A 15001-nucleotide genomic window follows, 5' to 3' on the forward strand; every position below is an offset into this window, starting at 1 on the left:
CAACAACAAGGAGTCACCCGTATGAATCGTCGTCGTGGTATCCGTTCCCTGTGCTGCGCCGCTGTGGCGGTCTCGGCCATGAGCTTGAGCGGGCTGTTGCTGGCCGCTGAAGAAGTGAAGATCGGTTTCCTGGTCAAGCAGGCCGAGGAGCCGTGGTTCCAGACCGAATGGGCCTTTGCCGAGAAAGCCGGCAAGGAGCATGGCTTTACCGTGATCAAGATCGCCGTGCCCGATGGCGAGAAAACCCTCTCGGCCATCGACAGCCTGGCCGCCAACGGCGCCAAGGGCTTTGTGATCTGCCCGCCGGACGTGTCCCTGGGCCCGGCCATCGTCGCGAAGGCCAAGGCCAACGGCTTGAAAGTGATTGCCGTGGATGACCGCTTTGTCGACGCCAAAGGCAACTTCATGGAGGACGTGCCGTACCTGGGCATGGCCGCGTTTGAAGTGGGCCAGAAACAGGGCGCGGCCATGGCTGCCGAAGCAAAAAAACGCGGTTGGGACTGGAAGGACACCTACGCGGTGATCAACACCTTCAATGAACTCGACACCGGTAAGAAACGCACCGACGGCTCGATCAAATCCCTGGAAGAAGCCGGCATTCCCAAGGACCACATTCTGACGGCTGCGCTGAAAACCCTCGACGTTCCCGGCAGCATGGACGCCACCAACTCGGCCCTGGTCAAGCTGCCCAGCGGCGCGAAAAACCTGATCATCGGCGGCATGAATGACAACACCGTGCTCGGCGGCGTGCGCGCCACCGAAAGCGCCGGTTTCGCCGCCGCCAATGTGATCGGCATCGGCATCAATGGCACCGACGCTATCGGCGAATTGAAGAAAGCCAACAGCGGCTTCTTCGGCTCGATGCTGCCGAGCCCGCACATCGAGGGCTACAACACCGCGCTGATGATGTACGAGTGGGTCACCAAGGGCACTGAGCCGCCTAAATACACGGCCATGGACGAAGTGACCCTGATCACCCGCGCCAACTTCCAGGAAGAACTGACCAAGATCGGGCTGTGGAAATGACTGCGGCGGCCCTGCGTTTTGACGCTATCGGCAAAACTTTCCCTGGGGTCAAGGCGCTGGACGGCATCAGCTTCACCGCCTTGCCGGGGCAGGTGCACGCCTTGATGGGCGAGAACGGTGCGGGCAAGTCGACGCTGCTGAAGATCCTCGGCGGCGCCTATATCCCCAGCAGCGGCAGCGTGCATATTGGCGCGCAGACCATGGCGTTCAAGTGCGCCGCCGACAGCATCGCCAGCGGCGTCGCGGTGATCCACCAGGAGCTGCATCTGGTGCCGGAAATGACCGTCGCCGAAAACCTGTTCCTCGGGCATTTGCCATCGCGCTTTGGCGTGGTCAACCGGGGCCTGCTGCGCAAGCAGGCCCTGGCCTGTCTCAAGGGCCTGGCGGATGAAATCGACCCCGAGGAAAAACTCGGGCGCCTGTCCCTGGGTCAGCGCCAACTGGTGGAAATCGCCAAGGCGCTGTCCCGTGGCGCTCATGTGATTGCCTTCGACGAACCGACCAGCAGCCTCTCGGCGCGGGAGATCGACCGCTTGATGGCGATCATCACGCGCCTGCGCGACGAGGGCAAAGTGGTGCTCTACGTGTCGCACCGCATGGAAGAGGTGTTCCGCATCTGCAACGCGGTCACGGTGTTCAAGGACGGCCGCTATGTGCGGACCTTCGACGACATGAGTGCGTTGACCCACGACCAGTTGGTGACCTGCATGGTCGGTCGCGACATCCAGGACATCTACGACTACCGCCCGCGCGAGCACGGCGAGGTGGCGCTCAAGGTCGATGGTTTGTTGGGGCCGGGTTTGCGTGAGCCGGTCAGTTTTGACGTGCGCAAGGGCGAAATCCTCGGCCTGTTCGGCTTGGTGGGGGCAGGGCGCACGGAGCTGTTCCGTTTGCTCAGTGGTTTAGAGCGCGCCAGTGCCGGCAGCCTTGAGTTATGCGGGAAGGCCCTGCAACTGCGTTCACCCCGCGACGCCATCGCCGCCGGTGTACTGCTGTGCCCGGAAGACCGCAAGAAGGAAGGCATCATTCCGCTCTCAAGCGTCGCCGAGAACATCAATATCAGCGCGCGTGGCGCCCACTCGGCGTTCGGCTGGTTGCTGCGCGATGGCTGGGAGAAGGGCAACGCCGACCAGCAGATCAAGGCGATGAAAGTCAAAACCCCGACCGCCGCGCAAAAGATCATGTACCTGTCCGGCGGCAACCAGCAGAAAGCCATTCTTGGCCGCTGGCTGTCGATGCCCATGAAGGTCCTGCTGCTGGATGAGCCGACGCGTGGTATCGACATCGGCGCCAAGGCCGAGATCTACCAGATTATCCATAACCTCGCGGCCCAGGGCATTGCGGTGATCGTGGTGTCCAGCGACCTCATGGAAGTGATGGGCATCTCCGACCGCATCCTGGTGCTGTGCGAAGGCGCGATGCGCGGCGAACAAACCCGTGAACACGCGACTGAATCCAACCTGCTGCAACTGGCCCTGCCGCGCGGCCTGGCGAACTGAGAGAAGACCATGACGACTCAAAACAACGCGCTGCCGACGGCACGCAAACCCCTCGATATGCGCGCACTGCTCGACAACTGGGCGATGTTGCTGGCGGCGGTGGGCATCTTTGTCCTGTGCGCCTTGCTTATTGATAACTTCCTCTCGCCGTTGAACATGCGTGGCCTAGGCCTGGCGATTTCCACGGTGGGCATCGCCGCGTGCACCATGCTGTTCTGCCTGGCGTCGGGGCACTTCGACTTGTCGGTGGGCTCGGTGATCGCCTGCGCCGGCGTGGTGGCGGCGATTGTGATGCGCGATACCGACAGCGTCATGCTGGGCATCGGCGCGGCGCTGCTGATGGGCCTGGTGGTCGGGCTGATCAACGGCATCGTGATCGCCAAGCTGCGGGTCAATGCGTTAATCACCACCTTGGCGACCATGCAGATCGTGCGCGGCCTGGCGTATATCTTTGCCGACGGCAAGGCGGTGGGGGTGTCCCAGGACCAGTTCTTTATCTTTGGCAATGGCCAGTTGTTCGGCGTGCCGGTGCCGATCCTGATCACCATCGTGTGTTTCCTGTTTTTCGGCTGGCTGCTCAACTACACCACCTACGGGCGCAACACCATGGCCATTGGCGGCAACCCGGAAGCGGCGTTGCTGGCGGGGGTGAACGTCGACCGCACCAAGATCCTGATCTTCGCCGTGCATGGCCTGATCGGTGCATTGGCGGGTGTGATCCTCGCCTCGCGCATGACCTCGGGCCAGCCGATGATCGGCCAGGGCTTCGAGCTGACGGTGATTTCTGCCTGCGTGCTGGGCGGGGTGTCGCTGAGCGGCGGGGTGGGGATGATTCGCCACGTGATCGCCGGGGTGTTGATCCTGGCGATCATCGAGAACGCGATGAACCTGAAGAACATCGACACCTTCTACCAGTACGTGATCCGCGGTTCGATCCTGCTGCTGGCGGTGGTCATCGACCGCATGAAACAACGCTAAGGGTCATTGCACCGATACCTTGGCGCAGCTGTCGAGCCCTGGCGAGGCTGCGTAACGGTGTGTCAGACATACCGCGTACGCAGCCTCGCCAGGGCTCGACAGCTGCTACGCGTGGGGTGCGTTAATCGGCGGTGAATTTGAAGACGGTGTTCTGGCTGTAGGTCTGCCCCGGATTCAAACGGGTCGAGGCAAACGTCGGTTGGTTAGGCGCATCCGGGAAATGCTGGGTCTCCAGGGTGAAACCGCTCCTTGGCGTAGCAGCTGTCGAGCCCTGGCGAGGCTGCGTAGCGGTGTGTCAGACATACCGCGTACGCAGCCTCGCCAGGGCTCGACAGCTGCGAGTGGGGTGCGTTAATCGGCGGTGAATTTGAAGACGGTGTTCTGGGTATAGGTCTGTCCTGGGTTCAGGCGAGTTGAGGCGAAGTTTGGTTGGTTAGGCGCATCCGGATAGTGCTGGGTCTCCAAGGTGAAACCACTCCAGTGCAGGTAAGTCTTGCCACCTTTGCCCTTCACCGAGCCATCAAGGAAGTTGCTGGTATAGAACTGCACGCCCGGTTCGCTGGTGTAGAGCTGCAAGCGTCGGCCTGATGCCGGGTCATGCACCTCGGCGGCGAGTTGCTTGACGTCGCCTTTGGTATCCAGCGCCCAGTTGAAGTCAAACCCACCCTGTTTGGGCTCGGCAAACTTGAGCTGCGGATGATCCTCCTTGATGTGCTGCCCGATCGGGGTGGGCTTGAGGAAGTCCATCGGCGTGCCCTTGACCGGTGCGAGTTCGCCGGTCGGAATCAGGGTGGCATTCACCGGGGTGTAATGGCTGGCGTGCAAGGTAGCGACTTGCTTGAGGATGTCGCCGTTACCCGCACCGGCCAGGTTGAAGTAACTGTGGTTGGTGAGGTTGAGCACCGTCGGTTTGTCGGTGGTGGCTTTGTAATCGATGTGCAGTTCGTTCTTGTCGTTGAGGCGGTAGGTGACTTCGGTTTTCAAGTTGCCGGGAAAACCCATCTCACCGTCCTTGGACAGGTAGCTCAGCTTCACACCGACCGAGTCCTTGTCCTTGACCGGCTCGGCCTTCCACACCTGCTTGTCGAAGCCCTGGGCGCCGCCATGCAAGGAGTTTGGGCCATCGTTGAGCGGCACCTGGAAGCGCTTGCCGTCGAGTTCAAAGGCGCCGCCAGCCAGGCGATTGCCGAAGCGACCGATGGTTGCGCCGAAAAACGCCGTACCGGCTTGATAGCCTTGCACGTCGTCAAAGCCCAGTACCACATCGTCGACCTTGCCGTTTTTATCCGGCACTTTCAGCGACTGCAGCACGCCGCCGTAGGTGATCACCGTGGCTTGCATGCCGTGGCTGTTGCGCAAGATGTACTGTTCGACGGCGGTGCCGTCGTTGGTTTTACCGAAAGGTTTTTGCTCACTGCTCAGGCCGGCTGCCTGGGCGCCGCCGCTGGCGATCAGCATGGACAGCGCCAGTCCGGACAGCAGGTATCGAGGGTGCTTCATGGTCGAACTTCCTTTTGTTGTTTTGAGTGGAATAGTTCTACTAATAGCGATATTTTGTCGTTGTGACAGCGAATTTATAGCCTTTTACCCCGGTTTCGTAAAATAAAATAAGACTAATTGATCGAGGCATCCTTTTATGAGTAGTGAACACGCCGTTTATCCCGACCTTAAGGGCAAGACCGTATTGATTTCCGGGGGCGCCTCGGGGATCGGCGAATTCATGGTGCGGGCCTTCGCTGTGCAGGGTGCCAAGGTCGGCTTTGTGGATCGCGCGCAAAGCCAGGGCGAACGCCTGGCGGCGCTGTTGAGTTCCCAGGGGCACACCGTGGAGTTCGTGTGTTGCGACATCACCGATGAAATCGCCTACAAGGCGGCGATAGGGCGCTTCGAGCATTCCCTGGGGCCGATCACCGTGCTGGTGAACAACGCTGCCAATGACGTGCGTCACACCCTGGAAGAGGTCGATTCGGAAATGTTCGACCGGCTGATCTCGGTCAACCTCAAACACGCCTTCTTCGCCGCCAAGGCCGTGGTGCCGATGATGAAACGCGCCGGCAGCGGCTCGATCATCAACCTCGGCTCCGTCGGCTGGATGATGGCCTCCGCCGGCTACCCGGTGTACGCCGCCAGCAAGGCCGCCGCCCACGGCATGACCCGCGCGTTGGCACGCGAGCTGGGCCCGAACCGTATCCGTGTGAACACGCTGGTGCCGGGTTGGGTGATGACCGACAAACAGCTGGCCATGTGGGTGGATGACGCCGCCAGGGAACTGATCAGCCGCAGCCAGTGCCTGCCCGGCAGCGTCCTGCCGGAACACATCGCCAATATGGCGCTGTTTCTTGCTTCCGATGCGTCGGCGATGTGTTCGGCGCAGAACTTTATTGTGGATGGCGGCTGGGTCTGAGCCTGACTCAATCCTTCATGCAACCCAGGCCAATGTGGGAGGGGGCTTGCTCCCGATAGCGGTGGTTCAGGCAGTACTTCTATAACTGACCCACCCTTATCGGGAGCAAGCCCCCTCCCACATTTGAACGGTGTCGCTTATTCGATGGGGTAACGCTTGAACGCCGGATGCTGCTCCAGTCGCTCGGCATGCCGTTGCAGGTTGTGAAACGCATCCGCCTTGACCACCGACGCCACGGTGAACTGGCTGAACGACCACGCCACCGCCGCCGTAATCGACGCCTGGGTCAGTGCTTCGCTGTCGTCCAGTTGCTTGTCCAGCAACGCATAGGCGGCGAGCAATTGGCCGGTCACGCGCTCAAGCCACGGTGCATGCAGTTTCTCGGCCGGGCGCAGGTTGTGTTCATAGACGATCTGCACGCTCTTCTCACAGGCTGCCAGCGCCAGTCCCAGAACGTGCAAGTCCTTGGCGAGTGCCGCCGGTTGCTGGGGCAGCAGCTTCCTGTCAGCCGGGGCCAGGGCTTCGAGGTAATCCAGGATCAGGCTGGAGTCCATCAATACCGTGCCATCGTCCAGCACCAGGGTAGGGGCCTTGACCACCGGGTTGATCTGCGCAAATTCGTTGAAGGTGCGGAACACGGACAAGGGCTCGTGCACGAAATCCACCCCGTACAGGTCCAGGGAAATTGCCACGCGGCGTACGTAGGGCGAGTCCAGCATGCCGACCAGTTTCATGAAGCCTCCATTGCTATCAGGGTGATGAGCTCAAGAGATTAAGGGCACTCGGTCGCCCGGCGCAATTGTTGATGCGCCTGCATCCCCTGTTCAATCGGTCGGCGAGGAACCCTTCATGCCGGGCTGCTGAAGCCTTGGCGGCTGGCCCCCGGCGGTTGCCCGGTGATGCGTTTGAAGGCGCGGCTGAAGGCCGCCTGGGAGGTATAGCCGAGGCGGTACGCGACTTCTTCGATGGGCAGCCGCTCCAGGGTCAGCCACTGGCTGGCGAGGCGCATGCGCAGTTCGGTCACGTAACGCAGCGGTGGTACTCCCAGGGTGGCCTGGAAACGATCCGCGAACACCGAGCGTGAGGTATGACAGTGCGCCGCCAGTTCGGCCACGCTCCAGTCGCGCCCCGGTTGCTGGTGCAGGGCGAGCAGGGCGCCGGCCAGGCGGGTGTCGCGCAAGGCGGCCGCGAGGCCCGACGCATTGGCGCAGGCGCATTCGACCCAGCCGCGCACGATCATCGCCGCCACTACATCGGCCAGGCGCGCGAGGATCCCGGCATAACCGACGCGGGCGCTGGAGACTTCGCGTTCCATCACCGCCAGGATCGGCATCAAGCCGGGGTAACGCTGGCCCCCGGCGTCGATCAGCATCAAGGCCGGCATCAGGTTGCCGAGGCCCTGGATGCTGTCGAGCTCGAACTCCATGCAGGCGCTGAACAGCAGGGTGCTGGGGGCCTCATCGGGCGAGGCATTTACGCCGCACACGGTATCGCCCAGCGGTGCGGCATCGAAGCTGGCGATGTCCTGCACAGGGTCATCCGGCTTGGACAACAGCGCATGGGCGCCACCGTGGGCGATAAACACCGCATTACCGGCCGACAACTCAAAGAGGCTGCCGTCGTGCAGGCGCAGGGTCGCGCAGCCGGCGGCCAGGAAATGGAAATACGCGTGGCCGGGCTTGGCCGCAAAGCTGATACCGAACACCGGCCCGGCCTGGATGCGCCGGTACTGCACGCCGCGCAGGCGCATGCTGCGCAGCAGCTCATTGATCAGCTCGGAGGACAGGGTGAATGCATTGTCGGCTGGCATATTCGGGGTTTCGGTCAAAAACTCAAGGGTTTGAATCATAGATCATCCTGAGGGTGGAACCTAGACTGGCCGTCACGCTAATGCCTGAGGATCTCTTGTGATGAATGATTGTGTGTCCCATTCCCCTGTCGATGGCAGGGCAGAACCGACCACGCCGGCCTGGATGGCGGTGTTTTCCCTGGCGATGGGCGTGTTCGGCCTGCTCACGGCGGAGTACCTGCCGGCCAGCCTGCTGACGCCGATGGCCCTGGACCTGGGCGTGTCGGAAGCGTTGGCCGGTCAAGCGGTCACGGTCACGGCAGTGGTGGCGTTGTTCGCCGGTTTGCTGGTGCCTGGCCTGACGCGCGGCATCGACCGACGCCTGGTGCTGTTGGGGTTCTCCACGCTGATGATTGCGTCCAACCTGCTGGTGGCGTTCTCGTCCAGCCTCCTGGTGCTGTTGTTGATGCGCATCCTGCTGGGCATTGCCCTCGGCGGTTTCTGGAGCATGGCGGCGGCCGTTGCGATGCGCCTGGTACCGGCGGCATTGCTGCCGCGTGCCCTGTCGATCATCTTCAGCGGCATTGCGGTGGGTACCGTGGTCGCGGTGCCATTGGGCAGCTTTCTGGGGGATCTGTACGGCTGGCGCAGTGCATTTGTGGCGGCGGCTGCCGTCGGCGGGGTGACCCTGGCGTTCCAGCTGTTCACGCTGCCGCGCCTGGCACCCAGCGGCACCGCGCGCCTGCGCACCGTGCTTGATGTACTGCTGCGCCCCGGCATCGCCATCGGCATGTTCGGCTGCGTGCTGGTGCACACCGCGCACTTCGCGCTGTTTACCTACATTCGCCCGTTTCTGGAAAGCACCACCGGGGTCGGCACCCAAGGGCTGGCGTTGATGCTGCTGGGGTTTGGCGCGGCGAATTTTGTCGGCACGTTGCTGGCCGGATGGTTGCTGGTGCGCAACCCCCGGGGAACCCTGGTGTTGATGCCGGTCCTGGTGGGCGTCGCTGCGTTGGCCCTGGTGCTGCTGCCCGCGTCACTGCCGGGTCAGGCATTGCTCCTGGCGCTGTGGGGCATGGCCTTCGGCGGCGTGCCGGTGGCGTGGTCGAACTGGGTGGCGCGTGCGGTGCCGGATCAGGCGGAAAGTGCCGGTGGCATGGTGGTCGCTTCGGTGCAATCGGCCATCGCGGCGGGTGCTGCGGGCGGGGGCGCGATGTTCAGTGCCACCGGCATCGACGGGGTGTTTCTGGGCGCGGGTTGCTTGATGCTGCTGGCGGCACTGTTGATCGCGCTACGTGTGCAGGTGCCCCGGCATAGCGAGGCGGGGAGTGTGACGCACCACCCGTCTTTGGTTTAGTCTCAAGCGCTTCGCTGATCGCAAACGCTTCTGGAGCCGTAAGCATGACCGAGTATGTACCCCCGAAAGTCTGGACCTGGGACGCCGAAAGCGGCGGCACCTTCGCCAGCATCAACCGGCCCATCGCCGGCGCCACCCATGACAAGGCGCTGCCGGTCGGCAAGCATCCGCTGCAGCTGTACTCTCTGGCCACGCCCAACGGGCAGAAGGTCACCATCCTCCTTGAAGAACTGCTGGCCCTGGGGCACAGCGGCGCGGAATACGACGCCTGGCTGATCAAAATCGGCGACGGCGACCAGTTCGGCAGCGGCTTTGTCGGGGTCAACCCGAACTCCAAGATCCCGGCCTTGATGGACCACAGCGGCGCCCAGCCGATTCGTGTGTTCGAGTCGGGTGCGATCCTGCAGTACCTGGCCGAGAAGTTCGGCGCCTTCTTCCCCACCGAGCCTGCGGCCCGCGCGGAGTGCCTGTCGTGGTTGTTCTGGCAAATGGGCAGCGCGCCGTACCTGGGTGGTGGCTTCGGTCATTTCTATGCCTATGCGCCGAGTAAGATGGAATACCCGATCAACCGTTTTGCCATGGAAACCAAGCGCCAGTTGGATGTGCTGGACCAGCGCCTGGCCGTGAGCGAATACATCGCCGGGGATGAATACACCATCGCCGATATTGCCATCTGGCCGTGGTACGGCGGGCTGGTCAAAGGCCGCCTGTATGGGGCAGCGGAGTTTCTGTCGGTGCACGAGTACACACACGTACAGCGCTGGGCCGACGCGATTGATGCGCGGCCGGCGGTGCAGCGTGGGCGGCGGGTGAATGGGGTGTCGGGCGAGGAACCGTTGCCCGAGCGGCATGACGCAAGTGACCTGGACTGATTGAGATCCAAGTGTGGGAGGGGGCTTGCCCCCGATAGCGGTGGATCAGTCACGGATGTATCAACTGACCCACTGCCATCGGGGGCAAGCCCCCTCCCACATTTTGATCGCCTTATCTTCGATTTACTTGTAGCGCTGTTCGAACACCGCCACCTGTTCGGGCTTAATGAGCTCGAACGGCACCCACACCTCCGACTCGATCGGCTCGCCCTTGATCATCTTGATCGCCGACTGCACTGCCTGAGTGGCCTGGGCCTTGGGGTCCTGGAACACCGAGGCGGTGAGCATGCCTCGCTTGATCGCCGCCAAACCGTCGGGCAAGCCGTCGATGCCGATAATCGCGATCTCACCCTTGGCCTTGCCTGACTGTTGCAAGGCCATGGCCGCGCCAATCGCCATTTCATCGTTATTGGCGACGATGGCATCGAACTGCGTGCCCGCCAGCAGCCAGTTGCTGGTCAGGTCCATGCCCTTGCTGCGTTGCCACTCGGCGCTTTGCTGCTCGACCACCTTGATGCCGGGAAAGTCCTTGAGCACCTGCTTGACGCCTTCGGTGCGGTCATGGGTGGCGTTCTGCGCGAGGTCGCCCATGATGATCGCCACATTGCCTTTGCCGCCGAGTTTTTCCGCGAGGTAGCGCATCTGCAATTGCCCGGCCTCGATATCGTTGGAGGCCACGGTGACCACGCCCTTGGGCAAGGTGCGCTCATCCGGGTGGCGGTTGACGTACACCAGCGGCGTCTTGGCTGCCACGGCGGCGCGGGTCATGTTGGCGGTGGCGGCGGTGTCCACCGGCAGCACGATCACGGCGTCGACTTTCTGGTTGAGAAAGCCTTCGACCTGGTTGAGCTGGCGCACCACGTCGCCCTGGGCGTCTTCGAACTGGATCTGCACGTCCTGTTGTTTAGCGGCATTTTCCAGGCCGGTGCGCACGTAGGTCATGAAGTTATCGTCGACCCGCGCGATGCTCACGCCGATGCGATACGCGGCGAAGGTCCATTGGCTGAACAGCAGTAAAAACGCAGCAACAAGCAATGAATAGCGATGCATGAGGGTGTTCCTTTTATTGTTATAGGGTGAACGCTTGACGGAAACGCTCCAGGGCCAACTCGCTGTCGCCGCTGGCCCAGCCTTCGAGGCCGACCACGCCGTTATATCCCATGGCGTGCAGGGCCCTGGCAATGGCCGGGTAGTGGATTTCGCCGGTGCCGGGCTCTTTGCGCCCGGGCACGTCGGCCACCTGGATCTCACCGATGGCACTGCCTGCGCGCTGGATCAGTTCGATCAGGTTTCCTTCGCCGATCTGCGCGTGGTACAGGTCCAGGTTCATCTTCAGGTGCGGGCTGCCCACGGCTTCGATCAGCGCCAGGGTGTCGTCGGCGCGGGCGAACGGGGTGCCTGGGTGGTCGACCTCGGTGTTGAGGTTTTCCAGCAGGAACACGCGGCCGGCGTCTTCGCCCAGGCGCGCGATTTTTTCCAGCGCCTTGCACGCGCTCAGCCACATGCGCCCGGTGGTCTGGCTCACGGGCTGCACCGGCAGGCCGCCGTCACCCAGGCCGGTGCCGTGCAGGTTGAGGCTGGGGCAGTTCAGGCGCTCGGCGACGCCGATGGATTCGCGCGCACTGTCGAGCAGTTGGCGGATACCGTCGGGGTCGGTGAGGGTGCCGCTGATGTAGCCGGTCATCGAGGTGAAATCGGCGCCGGTGGCAGCCAGGGCGCTGATGTCCTTGTTGGTCCAGTTCCAGATCTCGGCGCTGAAACCCAGTGCATGAATGCGCTTGACGCGCTCGATGAAGGGCAGGTCGAGAAACACCATCTCGGCACTGATCGCCAGTTTGAACGGGCTCATCAACGGGCTCCCTGCACGGCCACGGCCTTGCCGGTTTCGAACGACTCGATACAGGCGCGGGCAATCGCCAGGGCGGCGCGCGCGTCTTCACCACTGGCCATGGGCTTGGCGCCGGTGCGCAGGCAGTCGACAAAGTGGTTGAGTTCGGCGATGTAGGCGTCGCGCAGCAGGTCGGTGTCCATCCGTTGGGTGTCGGCCTGGATGCCCTGGGCCAGGTAGCGCACCAGGTCGGAGTCGTTGAGGCTGCCCATGCTCAGCATGCCGGCGCTGCCGAATACTTCGCCGCGCACATCGTAGCCGTACACTGCCTGGAAGTTGGCCTCGGCGGTGGCGATGGCGCCGTTGTCGAAGCGGATCGCGACCACGGCGGTGTCGAGGAAACCTTTGCTTTTGTACTCCGGCGCGATCAGTGCGTCGGCCATCACATACACCTGCACCGCTTCGGCGCCGGGGTTGAGGTAGCGCAGGGTGTCGAAGTCGTGGATCAGGGTTTCCAGGAAGATCACCCATTGCGGCGAATTGGCCGGGTTGTTGAGTGCCGGGTCGCGGGTCAGCGAACGCAACAACTGCGGCGTGCCAATGCGGCCGGCCGCCACATCGAGGTGGGCGGTGCGGAAGCTCTTGGCGAAACGCCGATTGAAACCGACCTGCAGCGGCACGCGCGCATCGGCCGCGGCGGCAATGGCGCGGTCGGCTTCGTCGAGGGTGATGGCCATGGGTTTTTCGCAGAAGATCCCCTTGCCGGCGCGGGCGGCGCTGATCACCAGTTCGGCGTGGCTGCGGGCAGGGGCGGCGATGAGGACGCCGTCGATATCCGGGTCGTCGAGCAGTTGTTGCGGGTCGGTGTAGACCTTGGCTACCCCCAGTTCGGCTGCCAGGCGTGCGGCTTGGCCGGGAGTGGGGTCGGCGATGGCGGCGAGGGTCGCGCCGGGGATGTGTCGCGCGGCGGTCAGGCCGTGGAAACTGCCCATGCGACCAGCCCCGATCAAGCCCAGGCGGATGTTCTGTGTACTCATGAAGTGACCCCTTTTTATTGTTGGCCGCAGGACAGCCCTGACTGGCAAAGGGGAAGGAGCAAAGGTTATGCCAATTTATAAGTAGCTGATAAGTAAGAATTTATAAAAAACGATAAACAGAATGTGTTCATTCTGATGACATGCCTATACTGACATGTCAAAAATATGAACATGGATACCTCCCGATGAGTATGGCGTTCAGCGTACAAGACCTCGACTACCTGACGGCCCTGGGGCCTGCGGCGCTGAACGACGGCCCCGTTGCCGCGCTGGAACACGCGTGGCGGGCGTGCCTGACCGGGCAGGTGCAGCGCCCGGCGGAGGTGCGGCAGGTGATCTGGGATTCCTGGCGGCGCAGCGTCGATGCCGGTATCGACCCGGATGACAGCCAGTACCGCTTTGTCGCGCCTCACGACCTTGATGCCACCCTGGGCATTCACCGCGTGCTGATCGCCGCCGCCGCGCAAGTCATGCACGGCTTGTTGGCCTACAATCCTCGCGGCCATATCAACCTCACCGACGCCGACGGCACCACCCTGTATTTCTGCGGGCTGGACATCACCCCCGTCGGCAGTCGCCTGCTCGAATCGGTCCAGGGCACCAACTGCACCGGCCTGGCCCTGGCCGAGGACCGCCTGGTGTACGTGCTGGCCGAAGAAAACTTCGGCAGTGGCCTGCGCCAACGCCGCATGCACTGCGCCGCCGCGCCGATCAGGAATGCCCAGGGCCAGACCCTGGCAATGCTGACCCTCACCGCCGAACCCGGCTGGTTTCACTTTCACACCCTTGGCACCGTGCAAGCCGCTGCCGAAGCGGTATCACGCCAGATGGCCCTGCAAGCGCTGTTGGAAGAGAAGCAAACCGTGCTTGAAGTCCTCAACGAAGGCCTGGTGGTGCTCGATGAGCGTGGCTGTATCAAGGCGCTCAACCGTTACGCCCGGCAACTGTTCGGAGTGGGGCTGGAGTTGATCGGCAGCCCCTTCCAGCGCCTGGGCCGCAGTGAGTTGAGTGACGCCATTCTTTTACGCGGTGGTGAGCCGGTGCGCGACCTCGACTGCACCTTCCACCTGCACGACCGCAGCCAACTCGCCTGCCTGGTCTCGGTGTGCCCGCTGGAGCAGGGCGGGGTGATCGTGTCGCTGCGCGAGAACCGCCGCATTCGTGAAATCACCCGGCGCATCATCAGCACTCAGGCGCGCTACACCTTCGACACCATCCAGGGCACGTCACGGGCGATCCAGGACGCGTTGCACCTGGGGCGCATCGCCAGTCGCAGTGAATCCACCACCCTGATCCTCGGCGAAAGCGGCACCGGCAAGGAGTTGTTCGCCCAAGCCATCCACAACGCCAGCGACCGCGCCAACGGCCCGTTCGTGGCGGTCAACTGCGGCGCGATCCCGCGCGACCTGGTGCAGAGCGAACTGTTCGGGCATGTCGAAGGCGCGTTCACCGGCTCGGCCCGGGGTGGATCGGCGGGCAAGTTTGAACTGGCGGATGGCGGCACCATCTTTTTGGATGAGATTGGCGATATGTCCTTCGACGCTCAGGTCAGCCTGCTGCGGGTGTTGCAGGAAGGCGAGATCACCCGCGTCGGCGCGAAAAACTCACGGCAGGTGGACGTGCGCATCATTGCCGCTACCCACCGCAACCTCAGCCAGGCGGTGGCCGAAGGTGCGTTCCGTGAAGACCTCTACTACCGCCTCAACGTACTGAACCTGACCGTGCCGCCGCTGCGCATGCGCCGTGAAGATATTCCGCTGCTGGCACGGCACTTCCTCATGCGCTGCGCCCGTTCGCTGCGCAAATCGGTACAGGGATTTTCCCCGGATGCGCTGGAACTGCTGTCGGCCTACGGCTGGCCGGGCAATGTGCGCGAGCTGGAAAACAGCATCGAGCGCGCCACCAACCTGGCGGCGGGCGAGCTGATCCAGGCGGCCGATTTGCCCCTGGAAACCAGACCGCGCGCCACGCTACGCCACTACGAACCTCAGCCCGCCCAGGACCTGAGCAGCCACGAAATGCACGCCATCGTCGCCGCACTCAAAAGCACCGGCGGCAACATCCGCCTGGCCGCCCGGCAACTGAACGTGTCGCGGGGTGGGCTGTACAACAAGATGAGTCGATTCGGGCTGAATGCCGCAGATTTTCGCGGCGCGTAAGGTCAAAATGTGGGAGGGGGCTTGCCCCCGATAGCGGAGTGTCAGTTGACAT

Annotated in this window: 13 protein-coding genes and 1 pseudogene; 7 read left to right on the forward strand and 7 right to left on the reverse strand. The window is 63.0% G+C overall.

The window, feature by feature from the left end:
* Positions 1-21: 21 nt before the first annotated feature.
* Genes AB1462_RS10885 through araH form a run of 3 tightly spaced genes read left to right on the forward strand, consistent with a single transcriptional unit; the run spans position 22 to position 3503 of the window.
* On the forward strand, positions 22-1026 hold the full coding sequence (locus tag AB1462_RS10885; protein ID WP_090405878.1) for a substrate-binding domain-containing protein: 1005 nt from the start codon (positions 22-24) through the stop codon (positions 1024-1026).
* Entirely contained in the window at positions 1023-2525 is a 1503-nt protein-coding gene (araG, locus tag AB1462_RS10890) for an L-arabinose ABC transporter ATP-binding protein AraG (RefSeq protein WP_367246717.1), read from the forward strand. The genes AB1462_RS10885 and araG overlap by 4 nt, the downstream gene beginning before the upstream one ends.
* A 9-nt stretch (positions 2526-2534) precedes the next feature.
* Positions 2535-3503, forward strand: a complete 969-nt coding sequence (gene araH, locus AB1462_RS10895) for an L-arabinose ABC transporter permease AraH (RefSeq protein WP_090405872.1) — start codon at positions 2535-2537, stop codon at positions 3501-3503.
* A 121-nt stretch (positions 3504-3624) separates the two neighbouring features.
* Here araH and AB1462_RS10900 read toward each other — a convergent pair.
* Both AB1462_RS10900 and AB1462_RS10905 read right to left on the reverse strand, forming a co-directional pair.
* Positions 3625-3750, reverse strand: a pseudogene (locus tag AB1462_RS10900) (galactose-1-epimerase); the annotation flags it as partial.
* 104 nt (positions 3751-3854) lie between these two features.
* Positions 3855-5003 (reverse strand): aldose epimerase family protein, encoded by a 1149-nt coding sequence (locus AB1462_RS10905; RefSeq protein ID WP_367246718.1) that lies wholly within the window; start codon positions 5001-5003, stop codon positions 3855-3857.
* Between the two features lie 136 nt (positions 5004-5139).
* Here AB1462_RS10905 and AB1462_RS10910 point away from each other — a divergent pair, with 136 nt between their 5' ends.
* The gene (locus AB1462_RS10910; protein WP_090405866.1) at positions 5140-5907 is read left to right on the forward strand and encodes an SDR family NAD(P)-dependent oxidoreductase; all 768 of its coding nucleotides are present in this window, start codon (positions 5140-5142) and stop codon (positions 5905-5907) included.
* Positions 5908-6044: 137 nt separating this feature from the next.
* Here the strand turns inward: AB1462_RS10910 and AB1462_RS10915 are convergent, their stop codons facing one another.
* Entirely contained in the window at positions 6045-6641 is a 597-nt protein-coding gene (locus AB1462_RS10915; RefSeq protein WP_367246719.1) for a glutathione S-transferase family protein, read from the reverse strand.
* Positions 6642-6754: 113 nt separating this feature from the next.
* On the reverse strand, positions 6755-7717 hold the full coding sequence (locus tag AB1462_RS10920) for a cupin domain-containing protein (protein WP_367246725.1): 963 nt from the start codon (positions 7715-7717) through the stop codon (positions 6755-6757).
* A 100-nt stretch (positions 7718-7817) separates the two neighbouring features.
* Between AB1462_RS10920 and AB1462_RS10925 the strand changes: the two genes are divergently transcribed.
* Positions 7818-9053 (forward strand): MFS transporter, encoded by a 1236-nt coding sequence (locus AB1462_RS10925; RefSeq protein WP_367246720.1) that lies wholly within the window; start codon positions 7818-7820, stop codon positions 9051-9053.
* A 44-nt stretch (positions 9054-9097) separates the two neighbouring features.
* Positions 9098-9925, forward strand: a complete 828-nt coding sequence (gene yghU, locus AB1462_RS10930; RefSeq protein WP_315339116.1) for a glutathione-dependent disulfide-bond oxidoreductase — start codon at positions 9098-9100, stop codon at positions 9923-9925.
* A 123-nt stretch (positions 9926-10048) separates the two neighbouring features.
* Here the strand turns inward: yghU and AB1462_RS10935 are convergent, their stop codons facing one another.
* From AB1462_RS10935 to AB1462_RS10945, 3 genes are read right to left on the reverse strand one after another with little or no spacing between them, the layout of a single operon-like run.
* On the reverse strand, positions 10049-10975 hold the full coding sequence (locus tag AB1462_RS10935) for a sugar ABC transporter substrate-binding protein (RefSeq protein ID WP_090405854.1): 927 nt from the start codon (positions 10973-10975) through the stop codon (positions 10049-10051).
* Positions 10976-10994: 19 nt separating this feature from the next.
* Positions 10995-11774, reverse strand: coding sequence for a TIM barrel protein (locus AB1462_RS10940; RefSeq protein WP_090405851.1), 780 nt, complete (start codon positions 11772-11774; stop codon positions 10995-10997).
* Positions 11774-12790: a Gfo/Idh/MocA family oxidoreductase gene (locus AB1462_RS10945; RefSeq protein ID WP_315339119.1), complete on the reverse strand. Its 1017-nt coding sequence runs from the start codon at positions 12788-12790 to the stop codon at positions 11774-11776. Before AB1462_RS10945 ends, AB1462_RS10940 begins: the two co-directional genes overlap by 1 nt.
* A gap of 185 nt (positions 12791-12975) precedes the next feature.
* On the opposite strand from AB1462_RS10945, the gene AB1462_RS10950 reads away from it, so the two are divergent.
* Positions 12976-14949 (forward strand): sigma-54 interaction domain-containing protein, encoded by a 1974-nt coding sequence (locus tag AB1462_RS10950; RefSeq protein ID WP_367246721.1) that lies wholly within the window; start codon positions 12976-12978, stop codon positions 14947-14949.
* Positions 14950-15001 lie beyond the last annotated feature (52 nt).

This window comes from Pseudomonas sp. SB113 (assembly GCF_040754745.1).
Taxonomy (GTDB): Bacteria; Pseudomonadota; Gammaproteobacteria; order Pseudomonadales; family Pseudomonadaceae; genus Aquipseudomonas; species Aquipseudomonas grimontii.